Source organism: Methylosinus sp. DMC45, assembly GCF_056313885.1.
Map to the genome: position 1 here is coordinate 22,958 of NZ_JBQUZK010000049.1, position 19,013 is coordinate 41,970.

Here is a 19,013-nt window from a genome sequence, read left to right on the forward strand (position 1 = left end):
CGCTCCAATTCGTCACGCGCTCGCCGGCGATGCATTGGGCTCGACTTTGCTGATCGTTCATGCGGCAGAACGCCGGTTTACGGAGCGAAACGCCTCGGGTCGCAGCAAGCTGTTGCAAATACATCACAATTTTTGAAAAAACGCGCGGCCGTCGTGGACGCGGCCGCGATTTTTGATATATAAAATAATTACATAAATGATGTGGGCTGGGCCGAAGGCTGGGGATATAAAGATGAATCGAGAAATGCCGCTGCGTCCACTGACGCTATCGCGGTTATATGGCGTGTCGCTGCTGGCCCTCGCCGCCTCCGCCGTCCCGGCGAAGAGCGAGGAGACCTTGCCGCCGATCGAGATCGGGGCCGTCGCCGCGCCGCGGAACGACCGAGCCAATGCCTCCGACTCGCCATTTCGGGCCGCTCGCCCGGGCGATGCGCTGAGCGGCCCGGCGGCCGACAATGCGCCGACGCCGAAAAGCTCGGTGACGATGGAAGGAATCAAGGTCCTCGGCGGCCCGGCGCAGGCGAGCTCGTATAAAGTGCTCGACATGATGCCGAGCGTGATCGAGGACTCGGCCGATCCCTATGGCCTCTCCTTCAATCGCAGCATCACCGTGCGCGGCGTTTCGGATTTTTTCCTGGCGCGCACCATCAATGGGCTGCCGATTCAAGGCATCGTCGGCGGCGCCGATCTGTTCGACCTCGACGACATCGGCCGCGTCGATCTCTATCGCGGAAGCATTCCCGCCAATCAGGGCTTCGGTTTCTCCAACGCCGCCGGCGTGCTGGACCTCAATTTGCTGGCGCCCAAGGAGAAGCTGAGCGGAACCATCTCGCAGGGCGCGGGCTCGAACGGCTTCCACCGCACCTTCGCGCGCATCGACTCCGGCCGGCTGCCGACGGGAACCGCCTTCTTTGTCTCTGGATCCATTTCCGACGCCGAGAAATGGAAGGGCGATGGCGATGCGCGGCGCAAGAATGTCGCCTTCGGCCTCACGCAATCGCTGGGCGACCAGCTCGAGGTTTCCGTCTATGGCGTGCACAATGACCAGAAGGCGAATAATTATTTGCCCCTCACCTTCGTCCAGACGCAGAATCTCGCGGCGACGGCTTTCTTCGACTATAATACGGCCTTCACTGGAAAATCGGGGATAGACGCGAGCTATTATGCGTTCAATCGCACGCGTTACGTCACCAATGCGATATTCGCGGAGATCGCCTATCGCATCGACCCGACGCAATCGATCGTTCTCAAGCCCTATTATTGGCGCAACACAGGCTATCAGGAAACGACATCGGGCGCGAGCGTGCGGCTGTGGCCGATCAGCAATTATAATTTGGGCGGCACGATCGAATATAAGAAGCATCTGCCGTGGGACGCCGATTTCGCGCTCGGCTTCTGGAGCCAGTCGGCGGAGCCGGAGCCGCCGCCATTGCATCAGAAGCTCTATACGGTGACCCCGATCGGATCCCTGAATTTTTCGAGCTGGTCGTCGCTCGCGACGAGCGGCACGCATCAATTCTTCAGCCCCTACACGCAATACACGCAGACCTTCGACGCTACGACCGTCTCCGGCGGGCTGCGCCTGCACATAGAGAACTCGCCGCATCTGCAATATTTCAACGCGAAAGGCCTGCCGGACGTCACCTATTCGGATGTTTGGAGCTATCTTCCGACGCCCGATGCGAATGGCGTGGCGCCTGCCCTCGCCTATTCCGAATGGCTGCCCAATTTCGGCCTGCGCCATCGCCTCTCGGAGGAGTGGAGCGCCAATGCGAGCTATTCGCGCAAGGTCGCCCGCCCCGATTGGGGACCGCAGGCGAGCTCCTTCCTCGGCGCCGAAGCCGCCTATCTCGCCAAGGGAATCACGCTCGCCTCGCTCATGGGTCGCATTCGGCCGGCGACCGTCGATGCGGTCGATGTCGGCCTTCGTTATGAGACCGGCGATCTGACGATCGCGCCGACCTTCTTCGGCTTCTGGACGCATAAGAAGGAAGTGCTCGTCTATGATCCCGCCGTCGGGCAGAGCTATTATCAGAGCAACGCCGCGACGGTCGGCCGCGGCTTCGAGCTCGAGACGATCTGGAAGGCGACCGATTGGCTGACGCTCACGGGCAGCGCCACGATCGCCTCCGAGACCTATGTGGCGAATATTCAGGCCGGCTCCTCATCGGTGATGCAGATCGGCGGCAAGCAGACGCCCTACACGCCGCGCTATCAGGCCAAGCTCGCTGCGACCTATCATCGCGACGGTTTCGAGATCACGCCCGTCATTCGGTTCAACAGCACGCGCTATGGCCTCGCGGACAATTCACAAGCCGTGAGCCCTTACGCCATCGTCGATATCAACGCCTCCTATGAGTTCGGCACGAAGCTCGGCCTCACGCCGATGACCGTCTCGGCGGGGATCACCAATCTCTTCGATCATCGCTATATCAGCGCGATCTCGGTGAACGAGACCAATCTGAGCAGCACCTCATACTATGTCGGCGCGCCGCGGACGATTTTCGCCGGCGTCTCGGCGTCCTTCTGAAAAAAACAACGAGCGGAGGCCCGCCCATGCCGTCGCAATTGGCTCGCATCCTTTGCCTCGCTCTGGCGCTTTTGGCGTCGGCGGCGGCGGGCGAATGTCGAACGATCGTCGACATGGACGGGCGAAGCGTGACTCTGCCGGAGAACGTCGCCCGCATCGTCACGGTGGGACCCGTGCCGGTTCTGAACGGCTTTCTCTTCGCTTTTGGCCGGCAGCAGTCGATCGTAAATGGCTTGCCACGCGAGCTGGCGCGGAAATATCAATTCGTCTTCGCGCCGGACCTCGCAAAAAAGCCGATCCTGCAGAGCTCCTCGAGCGGTCTCGCGGTCGAGGATATCGTCGCGCTGCGGCCCGATCTCGTGTTGACCATGGATCGCAGCGCGACGGATAAGCTCTTGGCGCTCGGACTGCCGGCGTTCTTGCTGAAATGGCGTGAGCCGGAGGACGTCAAGGCGTTGATGACGCTGCTCGGCGCTATTCTCGACGAGAAAAAAGCCGCCGAAGACTATGTTCGCTATTTCGATGAGACTCTGGCGCGGATCGGAACGACGCTCGGCTCCGTCGATGAGTCGAAGCGGCCGCGCGTGCTCTATGTGAACTACCGGCGTCTCACGCAGCCGCATAGAATCGCCGAATGGTGGATTCCGCATGCCGGCGGCCGCAGCGTCACCTCCGACGGGCGTGCGGAGGAGAGCGTGACCTTCTCGCTCGAGCAATTGATCGCCTGGAATCCCGAAGCGCTGATCGTCGCCGATCGCGGCGAGGCCGAGCTCGTCGCGGCCGAGCCGCGTCTGCGCGACGTCTCGGCCGTGCGCAGCGGCCGCGTGCATGTCGCGCCGGCCGGCGCGCATCTCTGGGCGAATCGAACGATCGAGCAGCCGCTCTCCGTGCTCTGGGCGGCCTCGATCATTCATCCCGAAAAATTTTCGCGGGCGATGCTCGAGAGCGAAATGTCCGCGTTCTACGAGCGATTTTTTCATGTCTCTCTCTCGAAAGAGCAGATCGATGAGATTTTGGCGGGCTCCACTGGCCGCTGACGGCGAGGGACGCGGGCTGCTGCTCGCCTCGGGGCTCGCGCTCTGCGCGCTGATACTCGTTTCGCTCGCGCTCGGCCGCTATCCATTGTCGCTCGCCACTGTCGTGGAGACGCTCATCGGCCGTGGCGATGGCTCGCCGAGCGGCGCGACGGCGCAGACCATTATTTTCATGGTGCGTCTTCCGCGCATCGCGACCGCGGTCATGGTCGGAGCCGGTCTTTCGATCGCCGGCGCGGCCTATCAGACGGTCTTCCGCAATCCCATGGCCTCGCCTTCGCTGCTCGGCGTCTCGGCCGGCGCCGGCTTCGGCGCCTCGCTCGCGCTGCTGCTTCATCTCTCGACGATCGCCGTCGAGGCGGCCGCTTTCGTCGGCGGCCTCGCCGCTGTCGGCGCCTCCTATCTCGCGGCCAGCCGCGTCAAAAGCCATTCGCTCATCACGCTCGTCTTGTGCGGCATGGTGATGTCGGCGCTGTTTCAGGCGCTGATCTCGCTGGTGAAATATGTCGCCGATCCGGTCGACACACTCGCCACCATCACCTTCTGGCTGATGGGGAGCCTGGCCAAAGCCAATGGCGCGGATGCGGCGACGGCGGCGGCGCCGGTCATGCTCGGTGGCGCCATGCTGTTCGCATTGCGATGGCGCATCAGCCTTCTCGCGCTCGGCGATCACGAGGCTGCGGCGCTCGGCGCCGATGTGGCGCGGCTGCGCGTCATCGTGATCCTCTGCGCGACGGCGATGACGGCGGCGACGGTCTGCGTCGCCGGCATCGTCGGATGGGTCGGCCTGCTCGTGCCGCATATCGCGCGCATGCTGTTCGGCATGGAGCCCGGCCGCGTCATGATCGCGACGGCGACATTGGGCGCGCTCTTCGTGCTCGGCGTCGACGATGTCGCGCGCTCCGCCTCCGTCATCGAGATTCCGCTCGGCGTCATGACCGCGGTGATCGGCGCGCCCTTCTTTCTCTTTCTCGTCATTCGCGCCCGCAGCGAGCAATGGTCATGACGCCGGCGATCGCGATCGAGGGTCTTTCATTCCGCCGCGCCGAGCGGCTCGTGCTCGACGCGATCTCTTTCGCGCTCGCAGCCGGCGAGACGCTCGTGCTGCTCGGCCCCAATGGCGCCGGCAAGAGCACGCTCGTCCATTGCCTGCTCGGCCTCGCCGCGCCACACGCCGGAAGCGTCCGCGTGCTGGGCGACGATCTCGACCGCCTGCCGAGGCGCGAGGTCGCGCGCCGCATCGCCTATGTGCCGCAGGCCGGCCATAGCGCCTTCGCCTTCACGGTAGAGCAGATGGTTCTGATGGGCCGCTCCGCCCATATGGAGGGCGCTGGATCGCCCTCGCTCCGTGACCGCGAGATTGCGCGGCGCGCGCTGGTCGACACGGGCGTCGAGCATTTGGCGAGCAAGCCCTTCACGCAGATTTCCGGCGGCGAGCGGCAGCTCGCTCTGATCGCGCGCGCTCTCGCGCAGGACACGCCGATCATCGTCATGGACGAGCCGACCGCGAGCCTCGATCTCGGAAATCAAGGCCGCGTGCTCGATCTGATGCGCAAGCTCGCCGCTGGCGGCAAGAGCGTCGTCATGACCACGCATCTGCCCGATCAAGCCTTCAATCTGAAGGCGCGGGTCGCGCTCTTGCGGGACGGCCGCGTGATTGCCGAGGGGCGCGCCGAGGCGGTCTGCGATCTCGGCTCGATGAGCCGGCTCTATGGCGCGCCTTTGCTGAGGCTGGCGGACACAGAGGAAAGAGGCGTCGTCGGCTACGTCCCCGATCTCTCCTGAAGCGCGGCCTCGACGAGCGGCCGCGTCTCGCGCGCCAGCAGAGCGAGCGACTTCTCGAGCAGAGGCAGAGGCAGAAAGCCGAAGAAGGCGCTCAGCGCATTCACATAGGTGACGCCGAGCTCGTCGTGCAGCGCGAGAAAAGCCCGCGCGCAGGTCTGCGGCGAGCCGGCGACGACCATGTCGCGATAGAAATTCTCGGGCTCGAGATCCGCCTCGGCGACGACGCCTTTGCGATTGAAGAGGCCGAAGCCGCGAAGCCGCGTCGTCAGCTTCTCGATCGTCGGCCACAGCTCTTCCCGCGCGCTTTCGTCGGTCTCGCTCACATAGACGAAGCGTCCGAATGGCGCGCGTGCGGGGTCGCCGCCGGCTTCGACATAGGCCTTCAGCAGCCGTCGCTGATTGGCCATGCTGGTGATGCCGTGCAGAATGAGCGAATGGCCCTCGCGCGCCGCCCAGGCCGCGGTCTCATCCGTATAGGTGCCCATGAAGATCGGCGGATGCGGACGCTGCATGGGCTTCGGCTCGACGGAGAGCGCGCTTTCGCCGATCGTGATTTTCTCCTCGGTCCAGGCGCGTCGAATGAGCGCGAGATTGTCCTGGAACAGCGCGTTCACATTCTCCGCCGGAACGCCATAGGCCTCGAGATAGCGGCCATTGCCGCCGCGCGAGACGCCGAAATCGACGCGGCCGTCCGAAAGGACATCGAGCGTCGCGATCTCTTCGGCGAGGCGTATGGGATGATGCAGCGCCAGCAGCAGCACGGAGAAGCCGACGCGCAGGCGCTTCGTGCGGGCGAGGATGGCGGCGGCGAGCGCGATGGGCGAGTGGCAGCGCCGGCCCTCGACCTCGATGATGCTGCCCTGAAAATGCTCCTCATTGATCCAGATCGCATCGAAGCCGAGCGCCTCGACGTGTTCGGCGAGCGCGAGCAATTGCGATGTCGACACGGATTCGAGACCGCCGCCACAGCCCGAAAGACCAATACGAAAGCGCTTCGGCGCTCCGACTTTTTCCTCGTGGCTCACTGACGCGCCCCCGCTAACGCTATGTCAGCTCGATATATATCGCTGACGCGGTCGCGACAACGGATTTTGCGGATGTTCTCGCTCATGGGCGCGGGTGGCGTTTTGTTCTTTGTTCGTTCTCGCAAATGCGTTACGCTGAAACCCTCTTCGATTCGGCATCGGCGCATGGCGACACTGATCATCACGGAAAAGGCCAGTCAGGCGAAAGATCTTCGCGCGGCGCTCGGCGCGCGCTTCGGGCAGATTCTGCCGGCGGAGGGCCATCTGCTTCGCTTGGCCGAGCCCGAGGAGATCAACCCCGTCTGGAAGCGCTGGTCCTGCGTTGTCCTCAAGCCGGACGGGCTCTATCCGACGCGCGAAGCCACGCAAGGCAACAAATCCGCGAAGCTCCGGGCCATAGCGACGGCGCTCTCCGCCTGCGACGATGTGATACTCGCGACCGACTGTGATCGCGAGGGGCAGCTGATCGGCCAGGAAATCCTGGATCATCTCGGCTATCGCGGGCGCGTGCGGCGGGCTCTGTTCACTGCCCAGGACCCGAAGACGCTGCAGCAGGCTTTCGCCCGGCTGAAGCCCAACGCCGACATGCGCCCGCTCTATGAGGCGGCGGTGGCGCGCCAGCAGGCCGATCAAATCTTCAACCTGTCGCTGACGCGGACGGCGACGAAGACATTGCTCTCGCCCGGCGTTCGCGGCGTGATCGGAATCGGCCGGGTCAAGACGCCGACCTTGGCGATCGTCTGCCTTCGCGAATTGGAGATCCGCAATTTTCGGCCCGAGGATTATTTCGAGGTCGTCGCGACAGCGAGCGTCGCAGGCGGCGGCTTTTCGATGCGCCATGCTCCGGCGCCCAAGGCGCGGATCAAGACGCGCGCCGAGGCCGAGACGATCGCCAGAGCCTCCGACGGCCATCAGGGGCCTCTCGGCGTCGTCGTCGATGAAAAGCGGCAGGCGCCGCCGCGTCTCTTCGATCTCCCATCCTTGCAGAAGACCTGCGGCCAGCGCTGGGGATGGACGGCCGACAAGACGCTGTCCGTGGCGCAGGCGCTCTATGATGGCGATGGCAAGAAGCTCATCACCTATCCGCGGGCGGAAGCGCGCTATCTGAGCGAAAATCAGATCGGCGACGCGCCGGCGATCGTCGCCGCGCTGACGCGCCTGCGCGGCTTCGCGCGGCTGGAGATCGCCGCTCCCGTGATCCGACGCGGCAAGTCCGGCCATTTCTGCGACAAGGCGCTGGAAGGCGTCTCGCATCATGCGGTCGTGCCCAATGTCAATGTTCTGGACGATCTCGAAGTCCGCTTGGCGCGTCTCGACGAGGATGAGAAGCGGCTGTTCGCGCTCATCTGCCGTTCCTATCTCGCCGCCGTGATGCCCGATTACGAATATCGGCAGACCATCGTCACAATGGCCGTTCCGATCACGGGCCGAAGCGCGGCCGAGTTTCGCGCTGTCGGGCGGATTCCGCTGCGGCTCGGCTGGAAGGCGATCTATCAGGCGAACGAGCCGGACGCCGAGACAGAGGCAGAGCAGACGCTGCCCCCGCTCCGCGACGGCGAGAGCGCCACCCTTTCCGAGCCGCGCGTCGAGGCGAAGAGAACGCAGCCGCCGCCTCGATATAATGAAGGCACGCTCGTCGATGCGATGCAGAATGCATGGCGCTTCGTCGATGACGCCGGGCTTCGCGACCGGCTGAAGGAAGCCAAGGGGATCGGCACGCCGGCGACGCGGGCGGAGATCATCAAGGGATTGAAGCGGCAGAATTTGCTGACGGCCGATGGCAAGCTGGTGCTGCCGACGCCGGCCGGACTGCAATTGTTCGAGCTGCTGCGGGGCGCCGCGCCCGCGCTCGTCGATCCCGCGACGACGGCTCTGTGGGAGATGCGCCTCGACGAGATTCTCGTCGGAAAGGCTGATTATCATGCTGTCATCGATGGCGTCGCCGCCGCCGCGCAGGAGCTGATCGAGGCGCTGGTCGGAAAATCGGATGGAAAGGTCGAGCTGACGGCGCCGCCGCCGGCGCGTCGATCGGGACGTCGTCGCCGCAGCGGCGCCACCGACGCTCGCCCCGCGGCGGCGCAGAGCGCGAGCCCGCGGCGGCGCGCGTCCAAGGCGAAGTCATCCGCATCGCAGGAGGCCGTCGAGCAGAGCGCTGGGCGCGCCAAAGCGCCGACCGAGAAAATGGTCGCCTATGCGCAAAATCTCTCGCGAGCCAAAAAAGTGAAATTGCCCGATGGCTATCGACAGGACTTCGACGCCTGCCGGAAGTTTCTCGACGAGCATGCGAGATAGCGTCCGCTTCTTTCGCGTCACCTCGACAGGCGACCTTCGTCGTCGATCGGCGCCAGATAGGACGGAGGGGCGTTTCCCCATGACCAGAGCACGAGGTTGAGATCGTCCTCGCGCGTTCCCGGGGCGAAGCTGCGAACCAGCAGCCCGCAATAGCCCGCGCCGATCAAGCGCCGGGCGAAGCTCTGCGTTCTCGCTTCGCCGCTCGCGCGCATCTCGTCGCGCCAGGTCGAAGCCGCCAGCGCGGCCGCGTCCATGCCTTCGCTCGCGAGCGCCGTCGCATCCAGCGTATCGAATATTCGTTCGAGATCGGCGTCATAGGAGACGAGCGTGGTGGGCTGCAGATTGCCGACCTGATTGGCCTCCCGAATGGCGGTCATGATGGAGAGGCAGCAATAGAGCGCGGGAACGCCTTTGGGATTGAAGCGGCCGCCATGCAGCGCCGCCCCGTAGCCCGAGAGCGGCTCGCGCGCATAGACGGGATTGAGCGCTCGATAGAGCTTGCCCCTATAGGCGATGGCCGCGCTCAGGCGTGGACGCCCGCATCGACCGCGTCGACATAATCGAGCACCTCATCCGCCCGGCCGCTCTTGACGAGCTGCATGGCGGTGAAGCCGGAAAAGCCGGCGAGCGGTTCCGAGCGGTACCAGGCATAGGCCAGAAGCGCCGAGCCGAAGCGCGGCTCGACCTTGTTGAGGATCTCGACCATCTCCCGCAGGCGACGCTGCGTCTTGTCGGAGCGAAGCCGGCCGGCCCGCTGCACGGCGTCCTTGCCCAGGCCGGCGGTGCGGGCGATCTCTTCGCTGGAGGTGCGGAGCATGTCCGCGATCTTGCGCGGCGCGAAAATCCCGTCATCCGCATATCGAGCCAGGCTCATTGCTCCGCCTCCGCTGGAAGCCGAATATTATGACGCAATATAGCGTCACAATGAGCGGCGTTCAATGGGCCTGCTTTCGCACTTTTTTAGAGGCTCGTCGCGTCCTCATGGAGAATTTGCGGCTCGGCCTTCTCCCGCAGGCCGATATGCGCGAGAAAGCCGTCGACCATATTCTCGGTCGAGAAGCGCGCGGCGACGCGGGGCGCATTGTCGGCGAGCTCGGCGTGCAGCGCGTCGTCGGTCAGCAGGCGTTCGAGCTGCCGCGCGAGATCGCCGCTGTCCCAGCATCGAAAGATCAATCCGCCGGCGCGGACGCCATCGTCCACCACCTCGGCGACGCCGCCATAATCGGGAACGACCGCCGGAGCGCCGAGGCTCATCGCCTCGGCGACGACGAGCCCGAAGGGCTCGCCATTGATCGAGGGGCATACGGCGCAGCGGCAATGCGCGAAAAGAGCGTCGCGCGTCGCAATCGAGATGGCGCCGGAATGATGGAGATCGACGCCGAGATGCGTCACAATATCCCGAATGGCGGCGCGATAGGCGAGGCCTTTCGCCGTGGCGCCGCAGACGACCAGCTGAAAGCGGAGCCCGCGGGAGAGAAGAATTTTCGCCGCATAGAGAAGCAGGTCGATGCCCTTCTCGCTCTCCTGGCGGCCGACGAAGGCGACGATCGGAAGATCGCGCCGCAGACGCGGAAAGGTCTCCGTCAGAATCGAGAAATCGGGGGCCGTCCCTTGCTTCGGCGGCTCGATCCCGCAATAGAGAACCTCGAGACGAGAACCGTCGAGACGAAGATCATCGACGAGACGCGACGCATAATGACGGCTGAGGACGATCGCCGGCCAGCGCGCGTTTCGCACCGCCTCGTCCACGCGGCGGCGATAGACATCGGTCACGCCACAGGCTTCCGCGAGGCTCGCGAATTCCTCGTCGCCCTGGAACGTCACCAAATAATCGAATGGCTCGCGCGTGCGCTTTTGCGCTTCCTGCGCCAGCGCGCCGATCGAGCCGAAACCCATTTTGACATGGGTGACGCCGTCCTGCTCGATGAAGCGCGCGAGGCGCTCGGCGAGAGCGACGTCGGTCCGCTCGTAGCAAAAGAGCGAGCGCACGAGATTGCGCATGAGATTTTCGACGAAGCCCGGAACGCCCTGGGCGACGGCGCGCCGCAATTTCCGCGGCAGGCGAAAGGCGATGCGGCCGATGACTCGGTCCATGAATTCCGAAGGGCGGGAGAATTGATAGCGCGTGCCGTGGCACAGCATTCTCTGCTCGACTCCCTCGGCGAGAAGCTCGGGCGTCTCTTCGAGCATCCAATAGACGACGACCTCGTAACCGCGGCGGCGGAGCGCATTGGCCAGCGTGGCGTCATGGACGGTCGAGCCGAGATAGGAGCCGCTTCCTATGGTGACGATCGCGAATTTCGGGCGTGACGTCACGGGGGCCACCCTTCCTCGATGAATTTCTTGAAATCGACCAGGACGACGCTTCGTCGCGTCGCGCAATCAGGCGACGGACTCGCGGTCCGCTCCACATCATCATCATTATCGAAAACCGGGATGTGCGCCAAGTCACAGCATCTTCGTCTAAATCTGCGCATGGTCCGGCTCGGCGCGTCGATTTCGACGTCTCCAACGGACCGAGGATCGATCCTTCCGGGCGGCTTCGCCGGCAAATTTGCCCTGTCCCGTAAAGGGATGGCGCAGAGCTTGCTTTTGGGGAAGGCGTCGATGAGCGGCTGTGCCGGCGCGATCTGCATCACGTCGACGCAGATCGAATCGAATTGGATTGTAGATCATGAGGCCGGAGGGAGAATTGCTCTCCGGCTTTTCGAAGCCGAGCTTTTGAGCATATTGCCTTGTTTTTGGGTGCGGCGCACAGGTTCGGCGTTGCTTTCCAGGAAAGCGCGACGATCGGCTTCGATGTTTGAAGAAATAATGCTTTGCGATGGCGGATGTTGCGTCTTCGTGCGCGAATGGATGGGGCTGAGACATGGAGCGAGTAGCGGCTGTTTCTCCCAGCCGATGTAGAAACGCCGAAATTATCGTTGCGGCCACCCGGGCTGGGGGCTCCGGGCTTCTCGACATTGGTGCGGACGCCGATCACGACGCGCTTCGTGCGACGCTCGTGCGCCTTCGCGATAAGGCGGCGGCCGGAAAATGGGGATTGCGTTGGGACGCGCAATTTTCGAGCGTGGCGAGCGTCGCCGAGCTCGAGCGGCTGGTGGACGGCCATGTCGATATTCTCGTCGTCGCCGGGGTTTCCGGCGAAGAGGCCGCGGCGATCCGCGCGAGCGCGGCGCGATTCGCCCGCTTCGTCGCTCTCGAGGTCTATGATCTCGAAAGCGCGCTGGCGGCGCAGGAGGCGGGCTACGACGGCGTCGTCGTAAAGGGCGCCGAGGCCGGCGGCCGGATCGGCAAATCCTCGTCTTTCATACTGTTGCAGGAATTTTCGGGCGCGCTGCGCATTCCCTTCTGGGCGGAGGGCGGCATAGGGCCGCGCAGCGCCGCGGCGGCGGCGCTCGCCGGCGCTGCGGGCGTTGTGCTCTCCGAGCAGCTCTGGCTCACCGAGGAAGGGCCTTATGGAGCGCCGGCTCTCGCCGCTTCCTGGAGCCGGCTCGACGGCGGCGAGACGGTCGTCATCGGCGACGGCTCGTCGATGGCGCGGCTTTCGAGCCGGCACGGAAGGGAGAAGCTGCGCGCGCTGGAGCGCGCCGTCGCCGAGGGTGAAGATTGGCGGGCGCTGCTGCGCCGATCGTCGCAGGGCGAAGACCCTGTTCTGCCAATGGGTCAGGACATCGCCTTCGCGGGCGGATTCGCGCGCCGCTATGGCTCGACCGGGCGCGCCGTCGCCGCGATCGCCGAGGCGCTGGAGACGGCCGCGCCGCCGGGCGTCGAGGCGCTTTTCGCCGAAGGCTCCGATCTCGCGACCATTCACGGAGCGCGCTATCCGATCGTGCAGGGGCCGATGACGCGGGTGAGCGACGTCGCGCCTTTCGCCCGCGCGGTGGCGGATGGCGGCGCTCTGCCCTTTCTCGCTCTGTCGGTGCTGCGTGGATCGCAGGCGCGCGCGCTGCTCACGCAGACGAAGGCGCTCATGGGCGAGAAGCCCTGGGGCGTCGGCATGCTGGGCTTCACGCCGCTGGAGCTGCGCCAGGAGCAGATCGAGGCCATTTCCGAAACCAAGCCGCCTTTCGCGATCATCGCCGGCGGCCGTCCGAGCCAAGCGCGCGATCTCGAGGCGATCGGCGTCTCGACCTATCTTCATGTCCCCTCGCCCGGCCTGCTGCAGGGTTTCCTGAAGGAGGGCGCACGAAAATTCATCTTCGAGGGCGGCGAATGCGGCGGCCATACCGGCCCGCGCGCGAGCTTCGTCCTTTGGGAATCCGCGATCGAGATTCTGGCCGACGCCAAGATCGACGATCCGCGCTCGGTGCAGATTCTCTTCGCCGGCGGCGTGCATGACGCTCTGTCGGCGGCGATGGTCTCCTGCCTCGCCGCGCCGCTCGCGGCGCGCGGCATGAAGATCGGTGTGCTGATGGGCACGGCCTATCTCTTCACCCGCGAGGCGGTGAGCGCCGGCGCGATCCTCGAGGAGTTCCAGAACCAAGCGTTGCGCTGCGAGGAGACGGCGCTTCTGCAATCGGGCGTCGGCCTCTACACGCGCTGCGCCGCTACGCCCTTCTGCGACGAGTTCGACGCGACGCGCCGGCGCCTTATCCGCGAGGGGAAGTCGGACGAGGAGATATTGGTGGCGCTGGAGCTGCTCAATGTCGGCCGTCTGCGCATCGCATCCAAGGGCCTCGCGCATAAGGGCGAGCAGAAGGGCCTCGACGAGAGCGGCGGCTATGTCGCGCTCGACCTCGAGGCGCAGCGCCGCGAAGGCCTCTATATGATGGGCGAGGTCGCGCGTCTGCGTCGCGACACGCTGTCCATCGCCGAGCTGCATGACGAGGTTTCGCGCGGCTCCGCCGAGCTGCTCGCGAAGCGGCGCATCGCGGCCGAGGCGGCGAGCGCGCGCGCCGCGCGACAAAAGGGCGAGGACATCGCCATCGTCGGCATGGCCTGCGTCATGCCCGGCGCGAAGGACGCCCGCGCCTTCTGGCGCAACATCGTCCAATCCGTCTGCATGTTCCGCGAGGTCTCCGAGGATCGCTGGCGTCCGAGCGATTTCTTCGACACGGCCCGCGCGCCGGATCGCGTCTATTCGAAATGGGGCGCCTTCCTCGACGAGATCGCCTTCGACCCGACCGCCTATGGCATTCCGCCGGCGAGCCTGCCGTCGATCGAGCCGGTGCAGCTCTTGGCGCTGCATGTCGCCACCAAAGCGCTGGCCGACGCCGGCTTCGATCGTCGGCCCTTCCCCAAGGATCGCACCGCGACGATCTTTGCCAGCGGCGCGATGAACGAGCTCGGAACGCTCTATGTCTTCCGCACGCTGCTCTCGCATTATCTGCCGAAGGTCGCCGGCCTCTCGGAGGAGACGCGCGCCCATATCGTCTCCTCTCTCCATGGAAAGGAGCTCCCGCAATGGACGCCGGATTCCTTCCCCGGCTTTCTCGCCAATGTGGCCGCGGGCCGCGTCTCCAATCGCCTCGATCTGCGCGGCGCCAATTTCACTGTCGATGCGGCCTGCTCCTCCTCGCTCGCCGCGCTGGACGCCGGCATTCGCGAGCTGCAGTCGCATGACGCCGATGTGGCCCTGGTCGGCGGCATAGACGGCGCCAATGGCTGCATGGCCTTCATGTCCTTCGCCCAGACGCATGCGCTGTCGCCGACGGGCGTGTGCCGCCCCTTCTCGGATGCGGCGGATGGCATAGTGCTCGGCGAAGGCGTCGCGGCGATCGTGCTGAAACGCCTCTCGGACGCGGAGCGGGACGGCGATCACATCTATGCTGTGGTCAAGGGCGTCGGCAGCTCGAGCGACGGACGCAATCGCAGCCTGACCGCGCCGGACAATAGAGGCCAGGCGCTGGCGCTGCAGCGCGCCTATGAGAAAGCCGGCGTGAGCCCGGCGAGCGTCGCGCTCATCGAGGCGCATGGCACCGGCACGGCCGTCGGCGACAAATGCGAGATCAAGTCGATGACCCAGGTCTTCGGCGAGGATGGCGCGGCGCGCCAGTCCTGCGCGGTCGGCTCGGTCAAATCGATGATCGGCCACACCAAGGTGACGGCCGGCCTCGCGGCGATCATCAAAGCGTCCCTCGCGCTGAAGCATCGCGTGCTGCCGCCGACGCTCGGCGTCGACAAGCCCAGCTCGCGCGTCGATTTCGCGCAAACGCCGTTCTACGTCAATACGCGCGCGCGGCCATGGCTCGCGCGCTCGCCCGATGAGCCGCGGCGCTGCGGCGTCAGCGCCTTCGGTTTCGGCGGCACCAATTTCCACGCCGTGCTCGAGGAATATGACGGCGGCTATCGCGAGAGCGACGTCGAGAATTTCACGCCGCGCGCCGCCGAGCTCATCGTGGTGACGCGCGCCGACGGCGCCGAGGTCGAGCGCGCGGCGCAGAGCCTTCTCGAGCGGCTCGTCCATCCAGACCTTCTCTCGCTCGGGCAGCTCGCCTATTCGCTGCATCTCGACGAGCAGGCGATCCGCCATCCCGCCGGCGAGCCGGTGAGCCGTCTGGCGATCGTCGCGACCTCGGTCGAGGATCTGCGATCGAAGCTCGAATTCTTCCTGCGCCAAGGCAAGGGCAAGCGCGCGATCAAAGCGCCGCAAGGGATCTATTTTCATGATCGCGGCGCACAGACGCCGGCCGGCGGCGTCTGCATGCTCTTCCCCGGGCAAGGCTCGCAGAAGCTCGACATGCTGAGCGATTTCGTGATGTCGCGCCCGTCGAGCCACGGCCTCTTCGAGCGCGCGGATCTGGCTCTCGCGGGCGCGCTGCCGCAGCGGCTCTCGCAATATATTTTTCCCCTGCCGAGCTTTTCCGAGGAGGAGCGCGAGCGTCGCAAGGCGGAGCTCGACGACACGCGCGTCGCGCAGCCGGCGCTCGGCGTCGCCGATCTCACCGCCTATGATCTTCTCGCCGAATTCGGCCTCGCGCCGGAGTTCGTCGCCGGCCATTCCTATGGCGAATATGTCGCGCTCTGCGTCGCCGGCGCGATCTCGCGCGACGATCTCTTGAAGCTGTCGCAGATCCGCGGCCAGATTTCGGCCGAGGCCGCCGCGGCGGATGGCGGGACGATGGCCGCCGTCGCCGCCGACGAGGCGCGCGTCGCGCAAGTGATCCGTTCACTCGGCCTCGAGGTCGCGATCGCCAATCTCAACGCGCCCGATCAGACGATCGTCGCCGGCGCCGGCGCTTCGATCGACAGAGCGGTCGAAGCCTTCCGCGCGCAGGGTCTGCGCGCGAAGCGCCTGCCGGTGACGGCGGCTTTTCATTGCGCCGCAATGGCGCCGGCGCAGGCCCGCCTCGCCGCGGATTTGTCGAAGATCGAATTCGCCGCGCCGAAGCTGCCCGTCTACGGCAATACGACCGCCGCTCCCTATCCGAGCGAGGCGCGGGAGATCGAGGCGCTGCTGGCGCGTCATATCGCCGAGCCGTTGCGCTTCGTCGAGGAGATCGAGCGCCTCTACGAGGCGGGCGCGCGCGTCTTCATCGAGGCGGGGCCGGGAATGGTTCTGAGCGGCCTCGTCGATCGCATTCTCGGCAAGCGCGAGCATGTGACGCTCGCCGTCGATGCGCCGGAGCGTCCGGGCTGGCTGCAATTCGGGCATTTGCTCGCCCAGGCGATCACGCTCGGCCTGCCGGTAGACGTGGCGCAATGGTTCCGTCATCGCGGCTTCGCGGAAGCAAGGCTGCAAGCGCTGCTCGACGAGGCCGAGGCGGCGGCCGATCCGCCGGCCTCGGTCTGGCGCGTCAGCGGCGGCAAGGCGGTTCCTTGGCGCGCTCCGGCGTCGACGGCGGCCGAGAAAAAATCGGCGCCCGAGCCGATCCGCATTCCGAGCGAAAAGCCGCCCGCGCCCGTCGCCGTCAATGGCGCGAGCGGACCTCGAAAGCCCGTCGAATCGAATGGCGTCGCAGCGACGCCGATCTTGCATCGAAGGAGAGAAATGGTGAGCGACAAAGAGCCGAAAGCCGGCGAGCCCGCGCCGGCCGCGGCGAGTCCGCGAGGCTCGCCGCCGACGATGGCGCGGATGCGCAGCGAATTGACGCAGCTCATCGAATTACAGCGCGAGCAGCAGGTGACGCTGCAGCGTTTCATCGCGCTGCAGGAGCGGCTCCTCGTCGGCTCCGAGACGGCGTCTTACGAGGAGCCTGCGCCGGAGCCGGCCCGGTTCGAGGCGCCGCAGCGCCTCGAGCCCGTCGCGCCGGCGCCGCAACGTCTGCTGACGCCGAGCGTGCCGGTTCCTGTGCTGCCGGAGGCGATTCTCGCGGCCGCCAATGGCGCGTCGGCCGCGCCCATTGCGAAAGCGCCGGCGCGCGCCAATGGCGCCGCGGCCCCGAAAGCCGAGGGCGCATCGGCCGAATTGCCGCCGACCGCGCAATTCAAGGCCGAGCTTCTCGCCACAATGATCGAGCGCACCGGCTATTCGGAGGAAATGCTCGATCTCGACGCGCATATGGAGGCCGATCTCGGCGTCGACTCCATCAAGCGGATCGAGATTTTCAATCAGCTCAAGGATCGCTTCCCCTTCATGGAGGGGCGCGACGAAGAAGCGATCTTCGACGAGCTCGCAGGGCTCAAGACTTTGAACGCCGTCGTCGAATGGTATGACGGCCTGCATGCGCGCCGCGCGGAAGCGGAAGGAGCCGAACCGGCAAAAAAATCTCAGGCTCCATCGTCTCTGTCCCCGCTGGGGACGGTGGAGTCCAATAGTGAGACAGTGGGTTCCGAAGAAACGCTTCGCTATGTCCTCGCCCCCCTCCCCGCGCCGCGCGCCGCGCGGGCGTCGGAGATGGACGGCTATCCTTATGAGCGCATGATCCTCATCGTCGGCGAGGCGACGCCGATCGCCGCGGCGCTCGACTCGGCGCTGAAGGCGCGCGGCTATCAGGTCTGGCGCGTGCTGCCGGGCGACCAGACGACGACGCTTGCGACGGATGCGATGACGATCGACTTCGCCGATCCCGAAGGGGTGAAGGCGCTTGCGACGCGTCTCGCCGAGGGGCGCCATCGCATCGGCGCGCTGTTCAACCTCGCCGGGCTCGACGCCGAGGGCGCCTCCGATCGGCGCCGGCTCGCCTGCGCGCGCAATCTGTTTCAGCTGCTCAAGACGTTCGAAGGCGATTTGAAGGATAGCGCCGGCCGCGGCGGCGGCTGGCTCGTCAATGTGACGGCGCTCGACGGTCAATTCGGCCTGCGGCGACAGCAAAGGTTTTCGGCCGCCGCGGCGGGCTCGCTCGGCGTCGCCAAATCCGCCGCGCAGGAATGGCGGGATTTGCGCGTGCGCTGCATCGACGTCGATCCGCGGCTCGCGGCGGATGTGATCGCGCGCGAGCTGATGATCGAGGCCGGCCTGCGCGCCGCGCCGCTCGAGATCGGCCTCACCGAGGACGGGCGCTGGACGCTCGATCTCGGCCAGGCGAGCGCCGCGACGGCCGAGATCGAGAGCCTGCGTCTCGATCCCGAGGCCGTCGTGCTCGCGACCGGCGGCGCCTATGGCATCACCGCCGATATAGCGAGAGCGGTCGCCTCCGCCTATCGTCCGCGGCTCGTCCTCGTCGGGCGCAGCCCTGCGCCGGCGGCGGAGCCCGAGGAGACAAGGCGACTTTCCGCCAGCGCGCTGAAAGAAGTTCTGATCGGCAGGCTGCGCGCCGAAAATCCGAAGGTTAAGCCCGTCGAGATCGAGCGCGAATGGAAGCGCATGCTGAAGGATCGCCAGATCCTCGCCAATCTCGAGGCGATGACGGCGGCCGGCGCGCGCGTCGAATATCATTCGCTCGACATCACCGACGCCGACGCTTTCGGCCGGCTCATCGATGATGTGTATGTGCGCTTCGGCCGCATAGACGGCGTGCTGCATGGCGCCGGCGTGCTGGACGATCGCCTTATTCGCGACAAGACGCTCGACTCCTTCGATCGCGTCTTCGCGACCAAGGCCACGCCGGCCTTCACGCTGATCGAGAAGCTGCGTCCCGAAGGGCTGCGCTTCCTGCTGTTCTTCTCGTCGATCGCGGGTCGTTTCGGCAACGCCGGCCAGAGCGATTATAGCGCGGCCAATGAGGTGCTGAACAAGCTCGCGTCGCGGCTGACCCTCGAATGGCCGAAGACGCATGTCGTCGCGATCAATTGGGGGCCGTGGAACGGCGGCATGGTCACGGACGAATTGCGCCGGCTCTACGAATCCAAGGACATTCGCACGCTCGAGATCGAGCAGGGCCGGCAGGAATGCCTGGACGAGCTGGCGCGCGGCGCGACCGGCAATCCAGAGATCGTCGTCGCGGCGAGCATGCAGAGAATTGCGCAATTGGCGCTGCGCCAATGAGGCGTCGAAACGGGCGGGTCGAAGAGGGGGTTTAAAAA

The 19,013-nt window shown here is 65.7% G+C and carries 12 protein-coding genes; 7 read left to right on the forward strand and 5 right to left on the reverse strand.

Annotated elements, in window-relative coordinates; genetic code table 11:
* Nucleotides 1–123: 123 nt before the first annotated feature.
* Entirely contained in the window at nucleotides 124–498 is a 375-nt protein-coding gene (locus ACT53T_RS15845) for a hypothetical protein (protein ID WP_476161915.1), read from the reverse strand.
* On the opposite strand from ACT53T_RS15845, the gene ACT53T_RS15850 reads away from it, so the two are divergent.
* The 4 genes from ACT53T_RS15850 to ACT53T_RS15865 are packed head-to-tail and all read left to right on the forward strand — an operon-like array spanning nucleotide 485 to nucleotide 5,349.
* On the forward strand, nucleotides 485–2,530 hold the full coding sequence (locus tag ACT53T_RS15850; RefSeq protein ID WP_476161986.1) for a TonB-dependent receptor: 2,046 nt from the start codon (nucleotides 485–487) through the stop codon (nucleotides 2,528–2,530). The two genes, ACT53T_RS15845 and ACT53T_RS15850, sit on opposite strands and share 14 nt — an antisense overlap.
* 26 nt (nucleotides 2,531–2,556) lie before the next feature.
* Nucleotides 2,557–3,567, forward strand: coding sequence for an ABC transporter substrate-binding protein (locus ACT53T_RS15855; RefSeq protein WP_476161916.1), 1,011 nt, complete (start codon nucleotides 2,557–2,559; stop codon nucleotides 3,565–3,567).
* Nucleotides 3,536–4,570 (forward strand): FecCD family ABC transporter permease, encoded by a 1,035-nt coding sequence (locus ACT53T_RS15860; protein ID WP_476161917.1) that lies wholly within the window; start codon nucleotides 3,536–3,538, stop codon nucleotides 4,568–4,570. The genes ACT53T_RS15855 and ACT53T_RS15860 overlap by 32 nt, the downstream gene beginning before the upstream one ends.
* Complete coding sequence (locus ACT53T_RS15865) at nucleotides 4,567–5,349, forward strand: ABC transporter ATP-binding protein (protein WP_476161918.1); 783 nt, start codon at nucleotides 4,567–4,569, stop codon at nucleotides 5,347–5,349. The genes ACT53T_RS15860 and ACT53T_RS15865 overlap by 4 nt, the downstream gene beginning before the upstream one ends.
* Here ACT53T_RS15865 and ACT53T_RS15870 read toward each other — a convergent pair.
* A complete protein-coding gene (locus tag ACT53T_RS15870) occupies nucleotides 5,328–6,374 on the reverse strand; it encodes an LLM class flavin-dependent oxidoreductase (protein WP_476161919.1) in 1,047 nt (348 codons plus the stop codon). The genes ACT53T_RS15865 and ACT53T_RS15870 overlap by 22 nt on opposite strands.
* Before the next feature lie 165 nt (nucleotides 6,375–6,539).
* Here ACT53T_RS15870 and ACT53T_RS15875 point away from each other — a divergent pair, with 165 nt between their 5' ends.
* Nucleotides 6,540–8,666: a DNA topoisomerase gene (locus tag ACT53T_RS15875; protein WP_476161920.1), complete on the forward strand. Its 2,127-nt coding sequence runs from the start codon at nucleotides 6,540–6,542 to the stop codon at nucleotides 8,664–8,666.
* 17 nt (nucleotides 8,667–8,683) lie between these two features.
* Here ACT53T_RS15875 and ACT53T_RS15880 read toward each other — a convergent pair whose 3' ends face one another.
* The 3 genes from ACT53T_RS15880 to ACT53T_RS15890 form a co-directional block, all read right to left on the reverse strand.
* Nucleotides 8,684–9,181 carry an RES family NAD+ phosphorylase gene (locus ACT53T_RS15880; protein ID WP_476161987.1) on the reverse strand — a complete coding sequence of 166 codons (498 nt, stop codon included), beginning with the start codon at nucleotides 9,179–9,181 and terminating at the stop codon, nucleotides 8,684–8,686.
* Nucleotides 9,182–9,189: 8 nt separating this feature from the next.
* Nucleotides 9,190–9,540: an antitoxin Xre/MbcA/ParS toxin-binding domain-containing protein gene (locus ACT53T_RS15885; RefSeq protein ID WP_400771280.1), complete on the reverse strand. Its 351-nt coding sequence runs from the start codon at nucleotides 9,538–9,540 to the stop codon at nucleotides 9,190–9,192.
* 86 nt (nucleotides 9,541–9,626) lie between these two features.
* Nucleotides 9,627–10,982, reverse strand: coding sequence for a glycosyltransferase family 4 protein (locus tag ACT53T_RS15890; protein ID WP_476161921.1), 1,356 nt, complete (start codon nucleotides 10,980–10,982; stop codon nucleotides 9,627–9,629).
* Nucleotides 10,983–11,009: 27 nt separating this feature from the next.
* Here ACT53T_RS15890 and ACT53T_RS15895 point away from each other — a divergent pair, with 27 nt between their 5' ends.
* Nucleotides 11,010–11,573 carry a hypothetical protein gene (locus ACT53T_RS15895; RefSeq protein WP_476161922.1) on the forward strand — a complete coding sequence of 188 codons (564 nt, stop codon included), beginning with the start codon at nucleotides 11,010–11,012 and terminating at the stop codon, nucleotides 11,571–11,573.
* Between the two features lie 97 nt (nucleotides 11,574–11,670).
* The gene (locus ACT53T_RS15900; protein WP_476161923.1) at nucleotides 11,671–18,975 is read left to right on the forward strand and encodes an SDR family NAD(P)-dependent oxidoreductase; all 7,305 of its coding nucleotides are present in this window, start codon (nucleotides 11,671–11,673) and stop codon (nucleotides 18,973–18,975) included.
* Nucleotides 18,976–19,013 lie beyond the last annotated feature (38 nt).

Bases quoted from the DNA above. Each gene is read 5' to 3' on its own strand.
- ACT53T_RS15855 (WP_476161916.1), top strand. From the start codon at position 2,557: ATGCCGTCGCAATTGGCTCGCATCCTTTGCCTCGCTCTGGCGCTTTTG.
- ACT53T_RS15885 (WP_400771280.1), bottom strand. From the start codon at position 9,540: ATGAGCCTGGCTCGATATGCGGATGACGGGATTTTCGCGCCGCGCAAG.
- ACT53T_RS15875 (WP_476161920.1), top strand. From the start codon at position 6,540: ATGGCGACACTGATCATCACGGAAAAGGCCAGTCAGGCGAAAGATCTT.
- ACT53T_RS15860 (WP_476161917.1), top strand. From the start codon at position 3,536: ATGAGATTTTGGCGGGCTCCACTGGCCGCTGACGGCGAGGGACGCGGG.
- ACT53T_RS15850 (WP_476161986.1), top strand. From the start codon at position 485: ATGGAAGGAATCAAGGTCCTCGGCGGCCCGGCGCAGGCGAGCTCGTAT.
- ACT53T_RS15865 (WP_476161918.1), top strand. From the start codon at position 4,567: ATGACGCCGGCGATCGCGATCGAGGGTCTTTCATTCCGCCGCGCCGAG.